Annotated in this window: 17 protein-coding genes and 2 pseudogenes; 10 read left to right on the top strand and 9 right to left on the bottom strand. The window is 69.5% G+C overall.

Features of this window, described 5'->3' with window-relative positions:
* Nucleotides 1-199: 199 nt before the first annotated feature.
* The 3 genes from ACZ5DS_RS28390 to ACZ5DS_RS28380 form a co-directional block, all read right to left on the bottom strand.
* Nucleotides 200-415, bottom strand: a complete 216-nt coding sequence (locus tag ACZ5DS_RS28390; RefSeq protein ID WP_468243772.1) for a hypothetical protein — start codon at nt 413-415, stop codon at nt 200-202.
* Nucleotides 416-579: 164 nt separating this feature from the next.
* The gene (gene cpt / locus ACZ5DS_RS28385; protein WP_468243817.1) at nt 580-1,101 is read right to left on the bottom strand and encodes a chloramphenicol phosphotransferase CPT; all 522 of its coding nucleotides are present in this window, start codon (nt 1,099-1,101) and stop codon (nt 580-582) included.
* A 165-nt stretch (nt 1,102-1,266) separates the two neighbouring features.
* Nucleotides 1,267-1,962, bottom strand: a complete 696-nt coding sequence (locus tag ACZ5DS_RS28380) for an alpha/beta hydrolase (RefSeq protein WP_468243769.1) — start codon at nt 1,960-1,962, stop codon at nt 1,267-1,269.
* A gap of 191 nt (nt 1,963-2,153) precedes the next feature.
* Here ACZ5DS_RS28380 and ACZ5DS_RS28375 point away from each other — a divergent pair, with 191 nt between their 5' ends.
* From ACZ5DS_RS28375 to ACZ5DS_RS28355, 5 genes are all read left to right on the top strand, one after another.
* Nucleotides 2,154-3,380, top strand: a complete 1,227-nt coding sequence (locus tag ACZ5DS_RS28375; RefSeq protein WP_468243766.1) for a serine hydrolase domain-containing protein — start codon at nt 2,154-2,156, stop codon at nt 3,378-3,380.
* Nucleotides 3,377-4,975, top strand: a complete 1,599-nt coding sequence (locus tag ACZ5DS_RS28370; protein ID WP_468243763.1) for an alpha/beta fold hydrolase — start codon at nt 3,377-3,379, stop codon at nt 4,973-4,975. The genes ACZ5DS_RS28375 and ACZ5DS_RS28370 overlap by 4 nt, the downstream gene beginning before the upstream one ends.
* A gap of 239 nt (nt 4,976-5,214) precedes the next feature.
* Nucleotides 5,215-8,049 carry a lectin gene (locus ACZ5DS_RS28365; protein ID WP_468243760.1) on the top strand — a complete coding sequence of 945 codons (2,835 nt, stop codon included), beginning with the start codon at nt 5,215-5,217 and terminating at the stop codon, nt 8,047-8,049.
* A gap of 320 nt (nt 8,050-8,369) precedes the next feature.
* Entirely contained in the window at nt 8,370-9,413 is a 1,044-nt protein-coding gene (locus ACZ5DS_RS28360) for a PP2C family protein-serine/threonine phosphatase (protein ID WP_468243758.1), read from the top strand.
* Between the two features lie 295 nt (nt 9,414-9,708).
* Nucleotides 9,709-12,318: a SpoIIE family protein phosphatase gene (locus ACZ5DS_RS28355; protein ID WP_468243755.1), complete on the top strand. Its 2,610-nt coding sequence runs from the start codon at nt 9,709-9,711 to the stop codon at nt 12,316-12,318.
* 42 nt (nt 12,319-12,360) lie between these two features.
* On the opposite strand, the gene ACZ5DS_RS28350 is transcribed toward ACZ5DS_RS28355, so the two are convergent.
* The 4 genes from ACZ5DS_RS28350 to ACZ5DS_RS28335 form a co-directional block, all read right to left on the bottom strand.
* Nucleotides 12,361-13,167: a hypothetical protein gene (locus ACZ5DS_RS28350; protein WP_468243752.1), complete on the bottom strand. Its 807-nt coding sequence runs from the start codon at nt 13,165-13,167 to the stop codon at nt 12,361-12,363.
* Complete coding sequence (locus tag ACZ5DS_RS28345; RefSeq protein ID WP_468243749.1) at nt 13,164-14,813, bottom strand: serine/threonine-protein kinase; 1,650 nt, start codon at nt 14,811-14,813, stop codon at nt 13,164-13,166. Before ACZ5DS_RS28345 ends, ACZ5DS_RS28350 begins: the two co-directional genes overlap by 4 nt.
* Before the next feature lie 369 nt (nt 14,814-15,182).
* Nucleotides 15,183-16,181 (bottom strand): DUF1259 domain-containing protein, encoded by a 999-nt coding sequence (locus tag ACZ5DS_RS28340; protein ID WP_468243746.1) that lies wholly within the window; start codon nt 16,179-16,181, stop codon nt 15,183-15,185.
* Nucleotides 16,178-16,738 (bottom strand): transposase, encoded by a 561-nt coding sequence (locus tag ACZ5DS_RS28335; RefSeq protein WP_468243814.1) that lies wholly within the window; start codon nt 16,736-16,738, stop codon nt 16,178-16,180. The genes ACZ5DS_RS28340 and ACZ5DS_RS28335 overlap by 4 nt, the downstream gene beginning before the upstream one ends.
* A gap of 264 nt (nt 16,739-17,002) precedes the next feature.
* Here ACZ5DS_RS28335 and ACZ5DS_RS28330 point away from each other — a divergent pair.
* Both ACZ5DS_RS28330 and ACZ5DS_RS28325 read left to right on the top strand, forming a co-directional pair.
* Nucleotides 17,003-17,586, top strand: a pseudogene (locus ACZ5DS_RS28330) (transposase); the annotation flags it as partial.
* A 464-nt stretch (nt 17,587-18,050) separates the two neighbouring features.
* Complete coding sequence (locus tag ACZ5DS_RS28325; RefSeq protein ID WP_468243743.1) at nt 18,051-18,647, top strand: Type-2Aa cytolytic delta-endotoxin; 597 nt, start codon at nt 18,051-18,053, stop codon at nt 18,645-18,647.
* Between the two features lie 168 nt (nt 18,648-18,815).
* On the opposite strand, the gene ACZ5DS_RS28320 is transcribed toward ACZ5DS_RS28325, so the two are convergent.
* Both ACZ5DS_RS28320 and ACZ5DS_RS28315 read right to left on the bottom strand, forming a co-directional pair.
* Nucleotides 18,816-19,292: a hypothetical protein gene (locus ACZ5DS_RS28320; protein ID WP_468243740.1), complete on the bottom strand. Its 477-nt coding sequence runs from the start codon at nt 19,290-19,292 to the stop codon at nt 18,816-18,818.
* Nucleotides 19,293-19,420: 128 nt separating this feature from the next.
* Nucleotides 19,421-19,909 carry a GNAT family N-acetyltransferase gene (locus ACZ5DS_RS28315; protein WP_468243737.1) on the bottom strand — a complete coding sequence of 163 codons (489 nt, stop codon included), beginning with the start codon at nt 19,907-19,909 and terminating at the stop codon, nt 19,421-19,423.
* Nucleotides 19,910-20,039: 130 nt separating this feature from the next.
* Between ACZ5DS_RS28315 and ACZ5DS_RS28310 the strand changes: the two are divergent.
* The 3 genes and pseudogenes from ACZ5DS_RS28310 (at nt 20,040) to ACZ5DS_RS28300 (ending at nt 22,413) form a co-directional block, all read left to right on the top strand.
* A pseudogene (locus ACZ5DS_RS28310) lies at nt 20,040-20,799 on the top strand (transposase).
* A gap of 195 nt (nt 20,800-20,994) precedes the next feature.
* On the top strand, nt 20,995-21,432 hold the full coding sequence (locus tag ACZ5DS_RS28305) for a cupin domain-containing protein (RefSeq protein WP_468243734.1): 438 nt from the start codon (nt 20,995-20,997) through the stop codon (nt 21,430-21,432).
* Nucleotides 21,433-22,230: 798 nt separating this feature from the next.
* Nucleotides 22,231-22,413 (top strand): hypothetical protein, encoded by a 183-nt coding sequence (locus tag ACZ5DS_RS28300; RefSeq protein ID WP_468243731.1) that lies wholly within the window; start codon nt 22,231-22,233, stop codon nt 22,411-22,413.
* Nucleotides 22,414-22,428 lie beyond the last annotated feature (15 nt).

Raw genomic sequence — 22,428 nt, 5'->3', positions numbered from 1 at the left:
GATCCACGGTGACGTCCCCACACTGGACGAAACGCTCAACTCCAGTGCTGGACACGGCAGCCAGGACCGGCCCATCTCATTGTGTTAGCCGTTGTTAGTCTCACGGTGATGTCGTATACGACATCGGTACGACACGGACCGTGAGATTACGACATCAGCAGCAAGACCCTACAACGGAGATCACAACACCAGACAGGCCCTAATCGGTACCGCGTTCCATGACCCGGCGGGCGGCCTCCGCCTCTGCCGCGGGCGGGGACAACTCGTCGAGGGTGTCGAGCTCGTCGTCCGATTCCAGTTCCCGTTCCCAGGCCGCCGCGAGACGTTCCTGCTCCTCGCGGGGTTTGGCTCCGACCGCCTCCCGGTGCTCGGGGTCCAGAGCCTCCAGGAATCGTCCGACAGAGTCCCTCGGCATGACGTGCTCCTTGTTCGCCGGGAAGGTGCCGTTCCCGGCCCAGCATGGCCAACCATGCTCGCGTCGGCCGCCCGACACGGCCGGAGACCACTCTGATGGCCGCGCGGCCCTGTCTGATGCCTGTCGCCCGGTCCCGGTCGGGCGCAGGGAACCGGGTCCGGCGATCAGCCGACCTGGGCGGCGATGGTCCGCGCACACTCCAGGGACTCGGTACGGGTCGTGTCCACCTCCAGGTCGTAGAACACCCCCTCGTGAACCGCCTCCGCCTGCAACGCGGCCATGCCACGGACGCGATCTCCGCGTGCCACCTCACGGCCCGCGGCAACCGCACTCTCACACCTGACGCCGACCCACAGCACCGGCAGTCCACCCAAAGCCTTGTGCCACCGCTCCTGGGATGCCGCTCCGCCGAGGAAGACGTCGTCGATGATGATCCGGGCACCTGCGCGGGCCATCGTCACGATGCCCTCAGTCCAGGCCGCCTCAAGTGCCCGGAAGTCCGTCCCGACGCTCACTGCGCCGTCCGCGGCGAACTCGATGCCCCCGTTCGCCCCCTGCATCTTCGCGGGCAGGGCGTCGACGAACGAGTCGCACCCGAACGCCAGCCACGGATCCGGCAGTACGGCCTGCAGGCACCGGACGATCCCGGACTTCCCCGAGCTGGAACCACCGTTGAGAATGATCATCTGAGTCGTCACCGCGCCACAGTAGGGCGCTTCGCACACGGCACGAAACGAATATCGGCAGGTACGGCTGACTGCCCGGACTGCCAGGAATGTCAGAGTTGTTCCGTGGCTCCTCGCCTCGGGTGCCTTGGGCACTCCGCCCGCTCGATACGGCAGTCAGGGTGGTCAAGGACGTACGTCCGAGCGTACGTCCGGCCGCGGTGCCAGAAGGGCGACCACGGTCGAGCTCGCGGTGCGGTGCCAGATGCCGCTGTGGCGCAGCATGGCGTGGTCGCCGCCCGCCATGAGAACGGTGTCCGCTCGCGCGCCCTCCGCGCGGGCCCGGTTCACGAAGGCCACCGATGCGTCGGGGTCGGTGATCCGGTCGCGGTCTCCGTGCAGGACGACGACGTCCTTGCCCCGCAGATGGGCCACCGGCTCGCCGTCGGGGCACCAGGGCGCCAGTGCCAGCACGGCACGGACCTCGGGTGCGGCCGCGGCGCGCAGGGCCGCCCGACCACCCATCGAGTGGCCGACCAGGACGGTGGGGATGCGCCCGAAGCGCCGGCCGAGCTCCGCCAGCGCCCGCTGGGTGTCCCGCACGGGATCGGCGTCGAGGCCGTTCCATCCCTGGACCCGGTAGCGGACCTCCGCCAGGACGATGCCGTCGTCGGATGTCGCTTCGGCGACGGCCCGGACGAAGGGCCTCATCCTCAGGGCCGCCGGCTGCCATGGCCGCGACCGTGCCCGGCTGTCCTCCTTGCCGCCGTGCAGGAACAGCACGGCGGCCCGGGGCGAGTGCGGGACGCGCCGTGTCACCAGTGCGCCAGCCGGCTCGTCCGGCGCTGCGGCGACGGGTCCGTGCTCGTGTCCTGTTGCCATCCCTGCTCCTCACGTTGCGGGCATTCTCCCTTGCGGAAGCCTGCGCCCTCGCTCGCTGTCCCGGGCGTCATCGGTGGGACACACAGGTGGCAAGGGGGTGTGCTCCCGTTCTCCGCTGGTGCCAGCCCCACCACGGAACCGGCCGCCAGCCGGAGTGTTCGATGCGCGAACGGCGCCTAGCGTGACGCCGTATGGCGCTCTCCTTGTTGCGTTCCGCAGCCCGCTTATCGCGTTCCGCACTCCGCAGAAACACTGGCTTGGCGGCCCTGGCCGCGGTCGTCGTGCTGGCCGCCGCCCCACCGGTGGCCGCCCAGCCACATCGGGCCTCGCCCCGCCCTTGCGGCACCCACGACGAGTTGAGGCGGTCGGTGCACCGACTGGTCGACCAGGACCGGATCGCGGGTGCCGCGGTCCTGGTCGACGGCGGCACGACGGACGCACGATGCGCCCGCTGGACCGTGACGGACGGCCTCGCCGATCGGCGCACCGGCCGTCCCATGAACACCACCGACCGGCTTCGCGTCGGCAGCGTCACCAAGACGTTCACCGCGACCGTGGTCCTCCAACTCGCAGCCGAGCGGCGACTGTCGCTCGACGCGCCGGTCGAGCGCTACCTGCCCGGCCTGATCCGTGGAAACGGGTACGACGGCCACCGGATCACCGTACGACAGGTGCTGCAGCACACCAGCGGTCTGCCCGACTACATCGACGCACCCGAATGGGACCATCCCGAACGGCTGCGGTACCGCCATTTCGAGCCACGCGCTCTGATCGGCCGCGCCCTGCGGATGCCGCAACCGCAGAACGCCTGGCACTACGCGACCACCAACTACCTCGTCGCCGGGCTGATCGTCCGCCAGGTCACCGGCCACACGCTCGAGACCGAGGTCACCCGCCGCATCATCGCGCCGCTCGGGCTGCACGACACGTACTGGCCCGGCGACGACACCCGGATCGCAGGACCGCACTCCCGCAGCTACTTCACCGCGGACGACGGCCGTCGTGCGGACGGCACCGCCTGGAACATGACCTTCGGCGGCGCCGGCGGCGCCCTGGTGTCGACACCGTCCGACCTGACCCGGTTCGCCGCCGCGCTGTTCGGCGGCCGCCTGCTGCCCGCGGCCCAACGCACCGAGATGCAGCGGACGGTGGCAGCCGACCCCGACCGGCTCTGGCCGGGCGCCCGCTACGGGCTCGGCCTGATCTCCTCACCCCTCACCTGCGGCGGTGACTGGTGGGGCCACGCCGGGACCGTGCCCGGCGGCCACCGGGCACTGGTCGCCGTCGGCCCCCTGGGCAGGAGCGTCGCCGTAGCGCTGAACGAGATCCCCGGCACCCTCCAGGCCGAACTGGACTTCCTCGACGTCGTCGACAAGGCCCTCTGCGAGGGCAGGCCTTCCGAAGGGACACCCGAATGACCGGCTTCATCCTTCCCGGCGGCGCAGACCGCCCGCGCACCGGCCGCGTGGCCAGGCCGACGTCCCGGATCGCCAGAGCCGCCGCCCTGTGTCTGACGGCTGTGCTGACCCTGGGCGCCGCCCCAGGCGCGAGCGCTGCGGGCCCCGCCGCCACCGACCCCTTGGGCCGCTACGACCACCAGCGGCTCGCCTGGAAGAGCTGCGTGCTGGGTCCCGACGACGCCACGGGCAAGGAACTCGAACAGGCCGGTGCGCAATGTGCCGACGTCACCGTCCCGCTGGACTACGCGCGGCCCGACGGCCGTACGATCACCGTCGCGATCTCCCGGATCCGAGGCACCGACACCGCCCACCGCATCGGCGCGCTGCTCCTCAACAGCGGCGGCCCCGGCGGGCAGACGATCGGCGACCCACCCTGGGTGCGCAAGGCGATGAAGGAGGTCGGCGCACGGTACGACGTGGTGGGCGTGGATCCCCGGTTCGTCGGCCGGAGTACGACGCTGGACTGCCACTGGCCGACCGGCACCATGTTCCGCGGGGCCGGCACCGGCCGCGCGGCGTTCGACCGCATGGTGGACCTCGCCGCCGGCCTCGCCCACCGCTGCCGCACCCACGCGGGCGACCTGCTGCCGTACTCCAGCACCCGGAACACCGCGCGCGACATGGACGTGATCCGCGCCGCCCTCGGCGAGCGCCGAATCTCCTACCTCGGTTACTCGTACGGCAGTTATCTGGGCGAGGTGTACGCCACGATGTTCCCCGGCCGCACCGACCGGGTCGTCCTCGACGGCGTGGTGGACCCCGGCCGTTACGGTCCGCGGCTGCTGCGCGGCACCGAGGACGCCAACCGGCACGCCCTGCGTGACTGGGCCCGCTGGGCCGCCGCGCGCGATGCGGAATACGGCCTGGGCCGCACGCGCGGCGCCGTACTGGCCGCAGTGAACGAGGTCCAGGCAGCCGCCACCCCCAGGCCCCTGCGGCTCGGGAACCACCGGGTGGACGAGCACGCGCTGCCCGTCGTCGTCTTCAACGGTCTCTCGCAGGACAACCCCACCGCGTACGGGGAGCTGGCCCAGGCCGTACGGGACCTGCGGCGTGCCGCCGCCGGCCGGACGGTGACACCGTCGCCGTGGCTGGCCGGCTCCCTGGACTTCCTGCTGACCGGGTCCGACTCCGCCTACGGCAGTGCTCAGACATCGATCCTGTGCGGCGACGTGCCCGCACCGCGCGACCCCGAGACCTACTGGCGCGACCTGCGCCGCGCCGGGACCCGGGACAGGCTGTTCAGCCCCGTGGCGAACGACATCGGCCCGTGCGCCTTCTGGGACCCGCCGCGCGAGCGTCCGACCAGGATCCGAAACGACCTGCCGGCCCTCCTCGTCAACTCCACCGGCGACCCGCGCACCACCCACCGCAGTGCTGCATCGGTACGTCACATGTGGCCCAGCTCCCGCCTGGTGACCCTGCGTGGGGCCGATCAGCACGCGGTCTACGGCGTCTTCGGCAGCTCCTGCGTGGATGCCACGGTCAACGCCTACCTCGCGAGCGGACGCCTGCCGGCCATGGGCGCCACCTGCGCCCGGCCCGCCTCCTGACAAGGTCCTCCCGCAGTTGGGGGCACGACAGCGCCCCCAACTGCCGCCTGATGCCGCAGCAATGACAATGCGTCAGATTTCCGCCTCTGGAAGATGCCGGCCCATACCACCGTATTGACGTGAGCACGCCCAGTCGCTACGTTGCGATCGCGCTGGACAACGTTGTCACCACTCCATCCTCACGTCCTTCCGCGCGGCCCGGTGTGCAACCCGATGCATCTCTCAGGAGGCAGATCGCGATGTTCTCGACTCCGGCCGACGACCGCCGGCTCGGCAAGCGCAGACGACCGTCCCGCCGCCCCCGGATCCACAAGGCCCTGAGCGCCGCCGCCGGCGCCGCCGCCCTCCTGGGCGCGTACGCATTACCCGCACCCGTCACCTGGGCCGCGCCCGTGAGAGCTGCGGAACTCGTGTCGGCACCGGCGGATCTGGTCAACCCCTTCATCGGCACGTCCAACGACGCCAACGACTTCCCCGGTGCGGACGTGCCCTTCGGAATGGTGCAGTGGAGTCCCGACACCTCGTCGCGGCCACCTGGTGGCGGGTACGAGTACAAGGACTCCTCGATCACGGGATTCAGCCTGACCCACATCGCGGGACCGGGCTGCGGAGCCGCGGGTGACATACCCGTACTGCCCACGGTCGGCGCCGTCATCAACACGGCGACGGAGTCCTTCTCGCACGCCGACGAGTCCGCCGCTGCCGGCTCCTACAAGGTAGCCCTCGACAACAAGGTGACCACAGAACTCACCACCACCACCCGCACCGGCATGGCACGCTTCACCTTTCCCGGGACCACCCAGGCCAACCTGCTCTTCAAACTGACCGGCAGTCAGAACGGAGGTACCTCGACGCAGTTCAACGTCGTCTCCGGCACCGAGGTCAGCGGCCAGGTCACGAGCGGGAGATTCTGCGGCGCGGGGAACACCTACACCGTCTACTTCGACATGGTCTTCGACCGGCCCTTCACCTCCAGCGGCAGTACCCTCACGCCCACGACGCAGACGCCCGAGCCCTCCACCGGCCGGGCGGACAAGAACGCCCCGGACAAGCCGAACAAGCCGCGCCTGCACGGCTCGATGCCGAAGCCGTCCGCCGCCACGGCGCCGCACGGCCCGGGCACGGCTGCGGGCGCCGCCGCCTCGAACGCGCACGTCACCTTCGACACCACCACGAACCCGGTCGTCCAGGCCAAGGTCGGCATCTCCTACGTCTCCGTCGCAGGCGCGGCCGCCAACCGTACTGCCGAGAACAGCGGGTGGAACTTCGACTCCGTCCGCAGCTCCGCCCATTCCGCCTGGGACAGCGCGCTCGGCAAGGTGCGGATCGCCGGCGGCACGGCGGACCAGCAGAAGATCTTCTACACAGCGCTGTACCACTCGCTGCTCCATCCGAACGTCATCAGCGACACGAACGGCCAGTACTACGGCTTCGACGGCAGGACACACACGGTGGACGCGGGCCACAGCGCCGCCTACGCCAACTACTCCGGCTGGGACATCTACCGCTCCCAGGCCCAGCTCGAGGCCCTGGTGAGCCCTCAGGTCGCCTCCGACACCGCCCAGTCGATGACCGACGACTACGTCCAGACCGGGCTCTTCCCCAAGTGGTCCGAGAACAACGGCGAGTCCTACGTCATGGTCGGTGACCCTGCGGCAGCGATCATCGCCGACTACTACGCCTTCGGCGCCCGCAACTTCGACACCTCCACAGCACTGGCCGGCCTGCTGAAACAGGCGAGCACCGCGAACAACGACCGTCCGGGCCTGAACTACCTGGACAACCCGGGCTACGAACCCCACGACGGCAGCTATGGCTGCTGCAACTTCTACGGCCCGGTGGCCACGACGCTGGAGTACGACACCGCCGACTTCGCCCTCTCCGCCTTCGCCGGAGCCCTCGGCGACACCCGGAGCCGGCAGACGTACGCCCATCGCGCGCAGGACTGGCGCAACACGCTGAACCCGGCCTCCGGTTTCGTCCAGCCCCGCAACGCCAGCGGCTCCTGGACCGGCGGCTTCGACCCCACCAGCGGCACGGACATGGTCGAGGCGGACTCGTGGATCTACACGGGCATGGTGCCCTTCGACGTGGCCGGACTCGCCACCGCCAAGGGCGGCAACGAGGTGATGGGCGACTACCTCGACACCGTGCTGCGCAGTTACACCGGCGCCAACGGCTACGCCTGGGTCGGCAACGAGCCGAGCATCGAGCTGCCCTGGGAGTACGACTACATCGCAGAGCCCTACAAGACACAGGGGACCGTGCGCTCGATCCAGGACCAGATCTGGTCGAACACCCCGGCCGGCCTCGCGGACGGCAACGACGACCTCGGCGCGATGAGCGCCTGGTACGTGTGGTCCGCGCTCGGCATGTACCCCATGACTCCGGGTACGTCCGACCTCGCCCTCGGCTCACCCCTGTTCTCCCAGGCCGTGATCACTCTGCCGTCCGGCAGGACCCTGACCATCAACGGGAACGGCGCCGCCGACAACGCGCCCTACGTCCAGTCCGCCACGTTCAACGATTCCGCGTGGAACAACGCCTACGCGCCCCCGAGCGCCCTCACCTCCGGTGGCACCCTCACCTACACGCTCGGCACGAGCCCCAGCACCTGGGCGACGGCCGCGTCGGCCGCCCCTCCCTCCTACCCCGGCGACACGGCGGCACCGACGAAGCCCCGCGTGGGTCCCGTCACGTCGGGCGTGACCGCCACGCAGTGCATCGACGACGCCAACTCCGGCACCGCCGACCACACCGCGATCCGTCTGTGGACCTGCAACGGCACCTACGCCCAGGACTGGACCGTCGCGGCCGACGGCACTCTGCGGACCCTCGGCAAATGCCTCGACGCGACCAACAGCGGAACGACCAACGGCACCCTCGTCCAGCTCTACACCTGCAACGGCACCGGCGCCCAGAAGTGGACGATCGGATCCAACGGCTCCCTGACGAACACCAACTCCGGTCTGTGCCTGGACGACCCCAACTCGTCCACCTCGGAAGGCACACGCCTGCAGATCTACACCTGCAACGGGACAGCGGCGCAGAGGTGGACCCTGCCCCCGGCCTGAGGCGCCAGCGCCCGCACGGCCGGCCGCGCCCCGCGCGTGGCCGGCGGGGGCGCGAGTCCGGCACCACCCGAATGGCCCGCTTCGAGGCCGGCGTCATGACATGCGCCACCACGTCGAGCGTTGCCGTGGTCCTGTCAGTCATCCGCCGCCTGTGACGTCCGTGAGCCTGCAGCGGCTGATCACCGCGCGTGAGCGCCCACTCCTTCACGGCACGACTTCCCTTTGATCCCGATAAGATACGGCTTGTGATCAGGTCAGGCTGGTTTCGTCGCCGCCGCGCTCCGTACGGTGGCCCACGGGAAGCCGTCCTGCTGTCACCGTTGATCGTCACCTTCCTCATCGCCAGCCTGGCATTCGCCACCCCCAGAGAGTTCGCCTTCAGCCGCCTCCTGCCCGCGGCGCCGGCCCTCGCGGCCGCGATGTGGCCCGTCCTCCCGACGATCCTGCTGGGGGCGCTCTGCCTGCTGGTGATGATCACGCTCAGCTTCTTCTACACCGACCTGGGGACGTCGTACACGGCTGCTGCCATCGTCGCGGTCACTCTGGCGGCCGCCTATGCCAGCCATCTCCGACTCCAGCGCGAGGAGATGCTCATCCAGGTCCGGCTCGTCGCCGACGCAGCCCAGAAGGTGCTGCTCCGCCCACTACCGCGCCGTATCCAGAACGTCGAGATCGAGTCGCTGTATCTGGCGGCTCAGGAGCAGGCCCGCATCGGAGGCGACTTCTACGAGGCGGCCGACACGCCGTACGGCGTCCGCCTGCTCATCGGAGACGTACGCGGCAAGGGACTCCCGGCGGTGGGGGCCGCCTCTGCGGTGATCAACTGCTTCCGGGAGAACGCGTACGACCAGCCCGACCTGCGGAGCATCATCCGTCGCCTGGACACCAGCATCTCCCGCCACAGCTTCGCGACCCCCTCCCCGGATCAACCCGAGAACTTTGCCACCGCACTCATCGCGGAGATTCCGTACGGCGGTGGGCAGGTCAGGATCCTCAACTGCGGGCACCCCCCGCCCCTGCTGGTGCGGAGCGGGGAGATCCACGTCCTCGAGTGCACCACGCCGTCGCCGCCCCTCAACCTCGCGACGCTCCTCGGAGACCGCTACGCCGTCGACACCGTAGCCTTCGGCGAGGGTGACCAGATGCTGCTCTACACCGACGGCGTAACGGAGACCCGCGACCACGACGGCACGTTCTTCCCGCTGCCGGACTGGATGCGGCAGCTCGGCCCGATGCCGCCCCGTGAGCTGCTGGACCGGCTGCACCGCGACCTGCTCCACTACAGCGGCGGACGACTCAATGACGACATCGCGGCCCTCGCCGTACGCTGCCGGACCGCCCCGGAGCAGGAGCACAAGGCGTAGCCGACGGGCGATCCCCGTGCGTCCAAGACGCGATCGGACGATGCTCGCCGGCCTGCCGGAGACCGGGCAGTAGGTCACCCACCGGTCGCCGAGCAGCGAGACACAATGCTAGAAAGGGGATATGAGGGGACGTTCCCGCTGGTCATGGGCGAGAGCGGCGTCGCCGCCGAGCAACCGGCGGTCATCCGATCCGTCCCCTCGTCCAGGACCCCGGCCATCACAGAGACGCGGCCTCCTGCGGTCCCTGAGCGTCCGCACGCTCGCCGCGCAGGTCTTTCTCCTGCAGGCCCTCATCATGCTGCTCGTGGTCGCGGCGGCGGCCACGTCCCTGGTGGTGCAGAGCCAGTACGACGCGCAGCGCGACGCCACGAACCGCTCACTGGCCGCGGCGGAGGGATTCGCGCACGCCCCCGGCACGGCACTGGCGCTACGGTCACCGGATCCGGGCCCCCGGCTGAAGGCGGCGGCGGAGCAGGCGAGGCAAGGATCCGGCGTCGACTTCATGACCGTCCTGAACAAACAGGGGGTCCGGCTCGCCGACACCGATCCCACCCTGATCGGTACGAAGGCGGAAGGCGTCGGCCGGGCCGCCGCCGGGGAGACGTTCACCGAGGTCTACCACGGCCGGCCGACCGACGCCGTGCGCGCGATCGTCCCCGTGTTCGATGCGAGCAGACGCGTGGTCGGCGTGGTCGGCGCCGGGGTCCAGTACGCAACGCTCGGCCACATGCTGAACCGCCAGGTGCCGTTGCTGCTCGGTTCGGCGGCGGCGGCACTCGCGCTCGCGACCGGCGGCACGGCTCTGGTCAGCCGGCGGCTGCTACGGCAGACCCGGGGTCTCGGCCCGGCCGAGATGACCCGGATGTACGAGCACCACGACGCCGTGCTGCACGCGGTGCGCGAAGGAGTCCTGATCGTCGGCGGCGACGGGCAGCTGCTGCTCTCCAACGACGAGGCACGCCGCCTGCTCGGCCTGACCGAGGACGCCGAACGGCGGAAGGTGACGGAACTGGGGCTGGGGCCCAGGCTGACGCGATTGCTGGAGTCGGGTGAAGCCGTGTCCGACGAGGTGGTCGAGGCCGGGGACCGGCTGCTGGCGGTGAACCTCCGGCCCACCGCACCCCACGGCGGCGGGCAGGGCCTGGTCGCCACCCTCCGTGACACCACGGAGCTGACGGCCCTGTCCGGCCAGGCCGAGGTGGCGCGGAGCCGGCTGTCGTTCCTGTACGAGGCCGGCATGCGGATCGGCACCACGCTCGACGTGCGGCGCACCGCCGAAGAACTCGCCGAGGTGGCCGTCCCGCGCCTGGCGGACTTCGTCACCGTGGAGATCCTCGACTCGGTACTGCGGGGCGAGGAGCCCACGGGTGCCGTCGACCGGATGCGACGCACGGCACTGGGCGGACAGGCCGGGCATCCGTTGCAGCCGGTGGGAGACCTGATCCATTTCGTCATGGCCGACACACCGATGGTGGCGGCATTGCGGCGCGGCAAGGCCGTCCTGATCCCGGATCTGCACGCCGCCGAGGACTGGCGGGCCCAGGACCCGCAGGGAGCCCAGCAGGTACTGGGCTACGGCATCCATTCGATGATCTCAGTGCCTGTGCGGGCCCGGGGAGTCGTCCTTGGCATGGCCAACTTCTGGCGCGGCGCCGGCTCCGCGCCGTACGAGGAGGAGGACGTCGCCGTGGCCGAGGAACTGGTCGCCCGGACGGCTGTCGCGATCGACAACGCACGCCGGTACTCCCGCGAGCACGCCATGGTCGAGACACTGCAGCGCAGTCTGCTGCCCCTGGCCCTGCCCGACCAGGACGTACTGGAGATCGCCTCCCGCTATCTGCCTGCGCAGTCCGGCGTCGGCGGCGACTGGTTCGACGTGATCCCCCTCCCCGGCTTCCGGGTAGCCCTGGTCGTCGGCGACATCGTGGGACACGGGTTGCACGCCGCGGTGGCCATGGGACGGCTGCGGACCGCCGTGCTGAACTTCTCCGCACTGGACCTTGCCCCGGACGAACTGCTCGGTCGCCTCGACGAGATGGTGACCCGACTGGACACGTACACGCCGAACACCGACGACGACCGTGCACCCCTGACCGGTGCCACCTGCCTCTACGCCATTTACGACCCGGTGGGCGGCCACTGCACCGTCTCGCGCGCCGGCCACGTCGCACCGGCCGTGGTGGATCCCGGCGGCCGGGTGACCTTCCCCGACCTTCCCCTGTCGCCGCCCCTCGGGGTGGGCGGGCAGCCCTTCGAAGCCGGTGAACTGGACCTGCCGGAGGGCAGCAGGCTCATCCTGTTCACGAACGGGCTGATCGGGGACCGCGGACGGGACATCGACGAGGGCCTGGAGCTGATGCGTTCGACCATCGCCGAGGCGGGCCGGACGCCGGAGGAGACCTGCCGCAGGCTGGTGGAGACCATGCTGCCCGAGCATCCCAGCGACGACGTGGCGCTGCTGGTCGCCCGGACCCGGGTCCTCGACCCGTCCAAGGTCGCGACCTGGCAGGTGCCGTTCGATGCGATGGCCGTCTCCGGGGTACGCAAGGACGTCAGCCGCCGACTGGAGGAATGGGGACTGGAGGAATCGGCTTTCGCCACCGAACTCATCCTCAGCGAACTCCTCACCAATGCCATCCGCTACGGCGCTCCACCCGTGGGCGTCAGGATCCTGCTCGGCCGGACCCTGGTCTGCGAGGTGTCGGACCACAGCAACACCTCACCCCGGCTGCGGCGCGCGGCCACCACCGAAGAAGGAGGCCGCGGCCTCTTCCTGGTCTCCCAGTACGCGGACCGGTGGGGGACACGCTATGCGGCCGACGGAAAGGTGATCTGGGCCGAACAGAGCCTCGGCCGCGCCCGGGAGCCGGACATGACCGCGCTGATGGACGAGATGGCCTGGTGAGCCGGCCAGGCCCGCCGCAACAGCGTCCTCACCCGTGGCCGCTCAGGGGCAGTCGTAGGCGAGGTAGGCGGCAACCGTCCGATAGGTGGGGGAGAGGATGCGCAGATCCGCTCGTGCCCTGTAGTGACCCGTGCCCTGGAAAGTCCACAACAGGTGCAACCGTGCCTGCCGCTGGCCTCGGACCACCGTTTCCCGCAGCACGGCCGAGGTGGTGCCGTCGCTTCGGTTCCAGCGGTAGGAGAGCGTGCCCGGTCGGCCGTTCGTGGTGACGAAACCGACGACGTCGGCGGTGCCGTCGCACCCGACGGCCGCCGGCCTGGCGGTGACTGCCACGGTGCGTATCTGGACGGCCGGCCCGAGGTGCTGCCAGGCGAGGAAGGCGATGACGCAGATCAGCACCAGCGCGGGCAGGGCGTGTCTGCGCAGGCGCCGGCGCGGCGGCGCGGGGGATGGTGACACGGTGGGCAGCGTCCGATGGGTGCGGTGAGCGACAGCGGCCGTGACTCCCGGGCCGAAACGCAGCACCGTGCCGTCGACACGATCCGGCCGGACCGACGGGAAAGGCACGCCGGCCGGGCCGGGCGGCTCCACGAGGTCTGCGTCCTCGGGCTCAGTGTCGGGCTCGGGCCTGAGGATCCAGTGGCTGGCCAGTACGGTGGCGCTGTACTCGGCGTCGTCGGAACCGGGTTCACCGATCGGAGGACGTTCCCCGGTCGCGGCGAGGCGAACGGTCGGGGCATGTTCGTCGCCGGAGCCGAGCACGCGAGTGGGTTCCTCGTCGGGACCTGCCACACGGGTGGGCTCGCCATCCTCGGCAGCCGCGGGAATGCGGTCGTCGTGAGCGGTCATCGAAGATCACACTGCCTGGTCAGAAGCTGCTGCGAGGCGCCGCCGTCTGCGGCGGCCGGGGTCGTCGTGGCCTGGACCGCCCAGTAGCAGCCCTTGCCCTGGAAGGCGTGATCGACGCTGAGGGTGTACTGGGTGGCGCCGCTGCGCTCGAAGGTCTGGGGCGCACCGTCCGGCGCACCGAGCACCCCCGCGACATCGCCCGTGAACCAGGAGACGGTGATGGAGATCGGCCCGGTGCCGTCCGTGGTGATGCCGATGGTTGCCGTGGCGGTGGACGGACCCGTCTGCCGGAAGGCCGACACCGCGACGTCCTTGACGGCGGGAGCGGACGGCGCGGTCGGGGAAGCGTTGGTGGGCGTCGGATCCGTGGTCGCCCCACCGGAGGCGCCGGAGGCCGTCTCCCCCGACGGCGTGGTGACGGACGCCGAGGGCTCGCCGGTGCCGGGCGTCCCCCCGATCGTCGGGGCAGGGGGCGACAGGCTGGCGGAAAGGCTGGGCGCCGGGGACGGCGACGGGTGAGCCGACGAGGCCGGCGAGGTGGGTCCCTGCGGCGTCATGCCGGGCCGGGCGCTGGTGGTGGCCAGGGCCTGTGCCGTCTGCTGTGGGGCCGCTCCCTGGATGGCCTGGGCTCCGTAGGCGGACAGGATGCCCAGAAGCACGGCCGCAGCGGACACCAGCATCCCCGGCCGGCCGGGGAGCCATGACCGAGCCCGGCCGCGGCCCGGCTCCCGGCCCAGGACCGTGCACGCGGTGTCCGTGGTGGTGTGCGGGGCGCTGCGCGCCGAGGGCAGCAACAGCGGCAGCAGCGCCACCAGCGCGGCGAGCCGACCGCGGCCACGTTCCTCCCAGTCGGGGCCGTAGGCGGCGCCGGCGGCCGCCTCAAGTTCCCCGACGAACGCCTCGGCGTGGGCGGGCCGTTCCTCCGGAGCCTTGGCCAGACCACGCCGTACCAGATCCCGCACCGCCTCGGGCACCTCGTCGACGGGGATGGGCGCATCGACATGCCGCAGCGCGAGTTCGGCGAGGTTGTCACCCGCGTACGGCTTGTGGCCCGTCAGGCACTCGAAGAACGTGGCCGTGGCCGCGTACACGTCGGCGGCGGGAGACGCCGGCGCGCCGGTCCACTGTTCCGGGGCCATGTACGAGGGAGTTCCCGCGATGCCGACGCTGGTACCGCTGTCCACCGCGATGCCGAAGTCGACGAGCCTGGACGAGCCGTCCCTCACGACCAGGACGTTCTCCGGTTTGTAGTCGCGGTGGACGACACCGACGCGGTGCGCGTCGGCGAGGCCGAGCAGTGATCCCTTGAGGACCACGAGCGCGGACTCGGGATCCAGGGGGCCCTCCCTGGACAGCAGGGTCCGCAACGCGGCTCCGTCCACCAGCTCCATCACGATGGCGGCGCCGTCCGGGCTCTCGACGTACTCGTACAACTCGGCGACGTACGGACTCTCCAGCCCGCCGAGCAGTCGCGCCTCGGCCCTGAACTCGTACACGAAGCCCGGCCGGGTGCGCAGTGACTCGCTGAGATACTTCACCGCGACCGCAACGCCGGTCTCCTCGTGCACGGCCAGTACGACCCGCCCGCTCGCCCCCGACCCGAGCTCCAACGACTCGGTGTACCCGGGCACCGCCCATGCGCTCATTCCGTCCCCCAGCCCCGCCGCACCGCCGGAATCCCACGCGCTCCGAGCACCTCGGCCGCGTTGAGAGACACATTTTCAGCCACGTTTGGTTGCGGCGCGGGACGGAGGGCGTCACGGGCCGGCCATTGCGGGCGGTGCGACGCTCGCTACCGGGGTGCGGGCTGCATATCGCTGGAGGCGGACCGGGGGCGAGTGTGCATGCTGCGGCGCTGAAGCTGCGTCAGGCGGACGGACAGGGCGTGCAGGGCGAGCGGCCGGAGGGCACAGTCTGGGCCGGCCGCTGTGCGGGCCACCGTCACCGGCTGAGGCTCTCACGGAGCATTTCGTGCAAGCCGTCGGTCAAGGTCTCGGGCTGGCGCCCCGCGGTCATCAGCCGGCTCCACCAGGCACGGGTACGACGTTGGTGGTGTCCACGGCCAGGCGAACGGCCTTGGCCAGCCTGACGGCATCGCCGACGGCCCAGTAGTGGACGAAGAACAGGCGTGGTTCGTCGGCGAGGTTGTGGTGGTGCACCTCGACGAGTTCGACCCCACCGCGTCGCAGGGCCGCGAGGACGGGCTGGACCTCGTTGGCGATCATGACCAGGTCGCCGCTGAGGGCGGCCCTGCCGCCGCCGAGCGGCTGGAAGCTGACGGAGGTGGTGGATCCCAGTCCCGGAGGCAGGGCCATAGGGCCGTCGGCGACGGTCTCGCGGCGGACATAGGTGCACCTGTAGATCTCGCCGTCAGCGGCGCCCTTGACGCCCATTGCGGCGTCGATGGCGGTGGTGTCCAGGTCGACGGGCGGCGAAGGGGTGGCACGTTCGGCGGGTGGAGTACCGGTGCAGTCGAATGCGGCGCGCAGACCGCGAGCGACGGCGACCGGATCGTGACCGTGGGCGTGCAGATGAACCCACCAGACATCCGGCTCGTGGGCGAGCAGGTGCTTGTGGATGGCAGTCTGCATGATCCCGTGCTTCTGCAGGACGTCACTGAAGTGTTGCAGTTCGCGCTCGGTGACCACGGCATCGCCCATCATGAGCGTGCTGTGGTCGGCGTACCGGACGAAGGACACGTGCGTGCCCAGGGCGAGCGCGGGGTTGATCAGAATGCCGCGGGAGAAGACCCTGAGGTCTCGGCGCGGCAAGCCCGTGTGGTACATGAATCGCCTCATGTCACCGGGTCGGCCCAGAGTCTCACCCACGTCCGCCCAGTCCGTCAGCTTGGTCATCACCGGATCGACCAGGACGCGGTCCTCCGGTCCCGCGGACAGGGCGCGCGCCCGCGCCGGCACACCGGTGGCTACGGGCACAAGGGCCGCCGCGGCCAGCACACGGCGCCGGGACGCGGTGAGTCGGGAGCGGGTGTCCTGCTGTCGCTCTGCAGTCATGTCATACGCCTCCTGGCACGATCGAACCATCGGAAACCGCGTCGACCGGTGATCGGCACAGTTGCACCCGCCAGGTGGGCTATGGCCACCCCGGCCCGGTTCCACCTCCGGAAGGACCCGTACACCGTCTCCCAGGGAAGATCGGCAGGCAGAGCCCTCCACTTCGCGCCGTTGTCGACGATGTGGCGGCTGCTGTCGACGATCTCCCGCCGCGGCCACCCCTCGGGGTGCCGGCCGGTCTTGGTCTGACAGGCTGGGACCGGCAGCCAGGGCTCACTCGGCAACGGATGTGTCGGAGAGGCAGCGGCGACGACGGGGAGCGGCAGCAGCCGGCATGACGGCTCGGCAGAGGGGGTGACTGGGGAACATGTGGAGGGCTGGGCGCGGGTGGCACGGACGCCGGTGAGCTGGGCGGTGGCGAGCTGGGGCCTTTCGCCGTCGGGGTAGCGGGCCAGGTGCGGGTCGAGCGTGCCAGTGATCACCCGGCTGGCCGGCCGAGGATCTGCCGGAACTGGCGCTTGTCGTACTCGATCAGTCGGCAGGCCGTCGGAGAACATGTAGCCGTCCCCGCGGGTCCAGGTGATCGGGGTCGGGTTCTCACCGGCGCCGGCGTCGCGGACGTGCCTGATCCGGCGGCCGACCTGCGAGCGGGTCAGGCGGGTGGCGGACATGAGCTGGACGGAGCGCAGGCCCGCCGGCCTTGGCTTCCATCAGGGCGACGCGGACCAAGTCGCCGTAGTGCTCGGCCAGCGGCCGCGCCTGTCGGCGCCGCGGCTCCTGCCGCACTCGATCTGCCCCACGCTCTGGTCGAGTGGGTCACCATGCTCATCGTCACCCGCGAGGGTGACCGTCGCTGCAAGCTCCCGCTGCACCGACGTGCCCTGGTCGGCCTGGTGTACCTGCGCCGGCACGATACCTTCGCGCAGCTCGCCAGCGGCTTCGGCACCGCCCACGCCTATGTAGCAGCGGTCATCGCCCTGCTCGCCGATCGCGCGCCTGGGCTGCTACGTGCGCTGCGCGAAGCCCCCCGGGACTACGTCCTGCTGGATGGCACACTCGCGGAATGCGACCGGGTCGGCGACAGCCGGGCCGACTACTCCCACAAGCACCGCAGGCACGGGGTGAATGTGCAGGTGTGACCGACCCGGCCGGGCGGCTGCTGTGGATCTCGCCCACGCTGCCCGCCCGGGCGTACGACCTGACCGCGGCCCGCACCCGTCGCATCCTTCGGATCTGCGAACGCCAGAGCATCCCGGTCGTCGCGGACCGCACCTACCTGGGCGGCGGACCGTGGGTGACCACGCCCGTCAGATGCCCGCCCAGCGGTGAGCTGTCACCGACCCAGCGCACGGTCAACCGCGCGCTCTCCGTAGCGCGTTGCACTGTTCGAACGCGGCTTACCCGGCACTGATCGCGGTCTGGCGCCGCAGTTGGGCATCAATCAACAGCGTCGGCACCAGGGCTTACACAACGAAACTGACACTCTCTCTTCCAGCCCATCGGGTGGCCGACCGAGCATCGATAGTGGTGGATCCCCGAACCTGCCGACAAGCCGAGCGGCTGTACCGATGTCCGTTCTCACGAACATCCAACAGGGAGTGATCTTGGGATCTCCCCCTTCCGCTGGCCACCTGCTGCGGTAACTCGGGTTCTGGCTCAACTTCTGTGGTCCGCAGCGCTGAGTGGTGGCCGACGGTTGGAGCGGCCCCCGGGACTGTGGCCAGAGTTCGGAGCCGTGCAAGAGGTCGCGCTCCGGCTGGAGGAATTGCTGTTCCCGGCGCTGTCACGCGTGGCGCCTGCCGCACCGGCGCCCCGCGGGTTGCTGTGGCGCACCGCTACGGCATACTGACGCCTCACCAGTGCAACAAAATGTTTAAGGAGTCAGAGTTGGCAGCCTGTTTCAGGACAGTCACCGAGGTGGGAGAGGCTCACCGTGCCCAGGCGGAGGCCCTGGGCCGCGCCTTCCAGGAGGCGATCGCGCCCGCCACCGTCAACTACGACTTCGGTCACATACGCGATGCCGCCGCAAGGCTTCCCGACAGCGACATCGTCAAGATGGTCCGGGGTTGGGGGCTCCAGGAGGAGGCGCCGATCCTGGTGATGGTGCTCTCCCTCAAGGAGGCGGTCCGCCAGGCGCTCCCGCCCGAGGCGGCTCAGGCGTCGTTCTGGGACACCATCGAGCGCGATCTCGTGGATGCCTTCACCGGTCTCGCGGCGCAGGAGGGCGAACCGGGACTGGCCTACTACGAGGAGAGTCCGGACCACACAAGCTACTACCGCGACTTGTTCTTCGCCCTCCAGGACGAAGAAGCCGGCGCGTACCTGTACGCCCTTGCCTTCTGCACCGACGTCACCGTCGGCTTCGGCAAGACCTGTGTGGGGACCCTGGGCCTCACCGACACCGCACCGTTCGCGGTCCGGCTCAACGCGATCGTCGTGCGCCAGAAGCTCGCGAACGTGGCCTGATCCTCCGGGCATCGCCCGCCGCTTCACTTCGGGGCCGTCCCGCGTATGTCCTGCGGCCGGTCCCCCGCAGGTCCAGGTGCCGACGCTGGTCGCCGGCTTTGACGGCCAGGAGCGTAGGTCCGCCTGAGGCTAGGGGCTGTCCCGTAAAGGATCTTCGGGACCGGCGGGCTACCCCATGACCGCTCGGGCCGTGTCGAGGAACGCCAGCCGGTTCTCCTCCAGGTAGTCCCGTACGCTCTCACCGTCGGGCAAGCCTTCCCATACCGTTCGGTTGAGGTCGAGGAAGTACGCACGTGCCGCGTCATGCACGGGCAGAGGGAACTGGATGCGGATGAGTCGCTCGGCGATCCACAGCCTGTTCATGACATCCTGAGTCTTGAGGTACCAGGGGTGGGTGTCGTCGAACTCGGAAGGCCGGCTGAACGCGGAGCGTTCGGCCTCGGCCCCCACCTCCACGAACCGCTCCAGTAGCGCCAGCCGTTCCGCGCGCCGAGCCTCCGACAGGGCGTTCTGCTGCCGTTGCTGTTCACCGCGTTCCGCTGACAGTTGAGTCCTGTACTGAACGAGGTAGGACAGCATGCCGCCGAGGACAACGCCGCCCAGCGATATGAGTGAAACCCAGACCTGACCTGACATGGTGGTCATCGTTCCATGCCGTCGATCCGGACGGAGCCTTCGCTGTGGCCCACGGCTTTGGAGGACGCACCCGGAACCGATGACTACATGACCTGCGACGACGCGTTCGCCGGCAGATCCCGTGAAGGTGACTGAGCCTACGCGAGTTCCTTCCGCATCAACGTGCAGATAGTTTCGTAGCGGCGCAACGATCCATCAGGGGCTTGCTCGTCCCACGAGTCCGGCTGGCGGTCGTACTCGACATATCCCAGTCGTTCGTATAGTGCCCGTGCCCGGGGGTTGTGTTCCTCCACCGCCAGCTCGGCCTGCCGCAGACCGCGGCTCCTGATTCGCAGTTCTGCGGCTTCGACAAGGAACGTGCCGATCCCGCACGACTGCAATGCGGGGTGGACTGCCAGCTGCCACAAAGTGCCGACACCGTCCTTGACCTGGTAGTCGACGCCACCCTTCGCCACAGGGATGTTGGTTGCGGGGCAGACCGCAAGGTAGTCGACCTCACCGATGCGTGCACGTTCCAACTGCTTGGCGACACCAGCCAGGTGGTGGTCAGACCCTGCCCACCCGCACGATGCCAGATCCGCATGCACCAAGTCACGGGCTGACAGCTTCAACACAATGTTGGTCATCTTCAGTACCTCCGGCGAGCCAGCTTCCACGCCGATCACACGGGGCGCAAAGCCGTTTCCTCGGCCCGCACTCCTGGCTCACCGGTCACCGCGATTGGCCGGCAGTTGAGATGATCTCGCTGCGGCTGGTGTGATCACGGCGTCGGAGCCGTCCTGGATAGCCCCGTTCAGCGGACTGAGCCCGCGACAGTTCGTCAAGCTGGTCACGGAGTTACGACGCGAGGGCGCAGACCCCGTTCGCAAGGGCCGGCCGTGGAGCCTGCCGCTGGAGAAACCGAATCCTGCTGGTCGCCGCGTACTGGCGCACTAACCTCACGCTACGGCAGCTGGCACCGCTGTTCGGGGTGTCGAAGTCGGCTGCCGATCGCATCGTCGACCACCTTGGGCCCTCGCTCTCGCTCCAGCAGCGCAAGCGGTTCCGCAAGGACACCGTGCTGATCGTGGACGGCACCCTGGTGCCCACTCGCGATCACACCGTCGCCGAGCGGTCGAAAAACCACCGGTACTCCACCAACCACCACGTCGTCATCGACGCCGACACCCGCCTGGTCGTCACCGTCGGCAAGCCGGTGCCCGGCAACCGCAACGACTGCAAGGCATGGGAGCTGTCCGGGGCGAAAGCCGCCGTCGGTACGACCACCGTCATCGCGGACCGCGGCTACCGCGGCACCGGCCTGGTCATCCCACACCGCCGAGAGAAAGGCCAGAGCGAACTACCCGCCTGGAAGGAGGAACACAACGCCTCTCACCGCAAGGTCCGCGCCCGCGTCGAGCACGTCTTCGCCCGCAGGAAGACCTGGAAGATCCTTCGGGACTGCCGTCTCAGAGGCGACGGCGTCCACCACGCCCCGGATTGTGGTGGCCGCCGACGGGAGGCAGGGTGGTCTTGAGACCGTTTGGGCGAGGTAGAAGGAACACGGCCTGTCACGGATACGGGCTGTGGCTTGTCCTCATTGCGAAGCGAGTTGTGTTAGCCGGGAACCGGCGAACTTGGTCACCGCCGAACGCGGGGGTCGGTACACCGGTCCGGAATGCGGTGGTCAACGCAAGATCGTCCATTCCGGGGGGCTTACGGAGGTGGGTACATGGCAAAGAAGAACCCAGAGCACGGGACCGCCCACGAGGTCTCCTTGCCGTCCGAAGTCAAGTTGCTGCAGGAAGTCACTCCGCCCTTCTTTCCCGAAGGCGGTTCGGGAATGACCATTCTCGTCGAGTGGCCTCCCGGTCACCCCGGGCTCCCTCCGCATCGCCACTCGGGCCCGTCGTTCGGCTACGTGATGGAGGGCGCGCTCCGGTTCGAGCTCGAGGGTGAGCCGGAGCGTGTGGTCGAGGCCGGTGGGACGTTCTGGGAGCCAGGCGGTGACGTGATCCACTACCAGGACGGCAACGCCCTGTCGGACGCACCGACCAGGTTCGTGGTGACGATGCTGTGCGCGCCGGGTCAGCCCATGCTCACGCTGGTCGACGAGGAGGAGCTGAAGCAACGGGCGCACCTGCGCGCCCCGCGTCCCTCCGAAGGCTGACCCGCGAGATCGACAAGGGGGCGGGGCCCGGAACACCGATCCCGGTGCCGGGCTTTGCAGCGACCTCCGGCCTTCATCGTCATCGATCTCACGAACCCGCACACGTTCTGCCACCCGGACAGACTCATGGTGTACGCACCGCCTGCGGACCGCTGGCAGGTGAGACAGCAGAGTCAGCCCAGTTCTTCTTCTGGGACGATCCCGCTGACCATGACCGCGAGTTCCTCAGCACCCCGCCCTGGATGAACTGGCTCAGAAGCTCGCTGGCAAGACAGAAATGAAAGTAGATGACGTGATGCCGGACCCAGACAGCGGCAATGTCCACGTGATCTCCGGTGAGAGCTACTTCCGGATCAAGGCGGACGCGCTGCCTGCCGACGGACCCATCGGACAGTTCATTCACTCACGGCGATTGGCGCAACCCCTCCCGCCTTTCGGGGCGGGAGGGGGAGGCCGGTCCGCCACCCCCTTTTGTCGCAGTCGGAACTCGAATCCTTGACAAGCGGATGGAGCACCGAGCATCCGCTCAAACCCCCTTTGAGGCTCTGTTTGTATCGCGGATTGTGCCATGGTTAGTTCATTCATTCACGGCTGATGATGTATGCCCCTCCCGCAGGCGCCGGGGACGCATCAGGGTGACGTCTCCGGAGACGGTTCCGCTTGGCCCCGTCGGCTTCTCAGCAGCGGGGCCTCGTGCTACACCGAGCGGCCGTCAGCCATTCAGCCCGCGTGGTTCGCCCCGCGATTGGCCGGCATCGAACCTTGATCCAGGTTGAACCTGAGATCGGAGAGAAGAGCATGATCAAGGTGCTGCGAACGATGGCGACGGGTGTAGCTGTCGGCCTATTGACGGCCGTCACGCCGACTACTGCCCACGCCCAAAACATCAGCTACGTGGAACGCGCCCGCGCTCTTCACACCGATCCCGACGCCATCCTGACAGACATCACAGGCCTGGTGGGCGCGCCGTTGAGTCTGTGACCCTTGCGCTGAGCC

It is taken from the genome of Streptomyces sp. NPDC031100, assembly GCF_055570785.1.
The sequence above is the reverse complement of the archived record's forward strand: the minus strand, read 5'-3'. Positions and strand labels throughout refer to the sequence as shown.

Excerpts from the sequence above, each read along its gene's own strand:
- ACZ5DS_RS28390 (WP_468243772.1), bottom strand. The coding sequence starts at position 415 with ATGCCGAGGGACTCTGTCGGACGATTCCTGGAGGCTCTGGACCCCGAG.
- cpt (WP_468243817.1), bottom strand. The coding sequence starts at position 1,101 with ATGATCATTCTCAACGGTGGTTCCAGCTCGGGGAAGTCCGGGATCGTC.
- ACZ5DS_RS28380 (WP_468243769.1), bottom strand. The coding sequence starts at position 1,962 with ATGGCAACAGGACACGAGCACGGACCCGTCGCCGCAGCGCCGGACGAG.
- ACZ5DS_RS28375 (WP_468243766.1), top strand. The coding sequence starts at position 2,154 with ATGGCGCTCTCCTTGTTGCGTTCCGCAGCCCGCTTATCGCGTTCCGCA.
- ACZ5DS_RS28370 (WP_468243763.1), top strand. The coding sequence starts at position 3,377 with ATGACCGGCTTCATCCTTCCCGGCGGCGCAGACCGCCCGCGCACCGGC.
- ACZ5DS_RS28365 (WP_468243760.1), top strand. The coding sequence starts at position 5,215 with ATGTTCTCGACTCCGGCCGACGACCGCCGGCTCGGCAAGCGCAGACGA.
- ACZ5DS_RS28355 (WP_468243755.1), top strand. The coding sequence starts at position 9,709 with ATGCTGCTCGTGGTCGCGGCGGCGGCCACGTCCCTGGTGGTGCAGAGC.
- ACZ5DS_RS28350 (WP_468243752.1), bottom strand. The coding sequence starts at position 13,167 with ATGACCGCTCACGACGACCGCATTCCCGCGGCTGCCGAGGATGGCGAG.
- ACZ5DS_RS28345 (WP_468243749.1), bottom strand. The coding sequence starts at position 14,813 with ATGAGCGCATGGGCGGTGCCCGGGTACACCGAGTCGTTGGAGCTCGGG.
- ACZ5DS_RS28340 (WP_468243746.1), bottom strand. The coding sequence starts at position 16,181 with ATGACTGCAGAGCGACAGCAGGACACCCGCTCCCGACTCACCGCGTCC.
- ACZ5DS_RS28335 (WP_468243814.1), bottom strand. The coding sequence starts at position 16,738 with ATGTTCTCCGACGGCCTGCCGACTGATCGAGTACGACAAGCGCCAGTT.
- ACZ5DS_RS28325 (WP_468243743.1), top strand. The coding sequence starts at position 18,051 with ATGTTTAAGGAGTCAGAGTTGGCAGCCTGTTTCAGGACAGTCACCGAG.
- ACZ5DS_RS28320 (WP_468243740.1), bottom strand. The coding sequence starts at position 19,292 with ATGACCACCATGTCAGGTCAGGTCTGGGTTTCACTCATATCGCTGGGC.
- ACZ5DS_RS28315 (WP_468243737.1), bottom strand. The coding sequence starts at position 19,909 with ATGACCAACATTGTGTTGAAGCTGTCAGCCCGTGACTTGGTGCATGCG.
- ACZ5DS_RS28305 (WP_468243734.1), top strand. The coding sequence starts at position 20,995 with ATGGCAAAGAAGAACCCAGAGCACGGGACCGCCCACGAGGTCTCCTTG.
- ACZ5DS_RS28300 (WP_468243731.1), top strand. The coding sequence starts at position 22,231 with ATGATCAAGGTGCTGCGAACGATGGCGACGGGTGTAGCTGTCGGCCTA.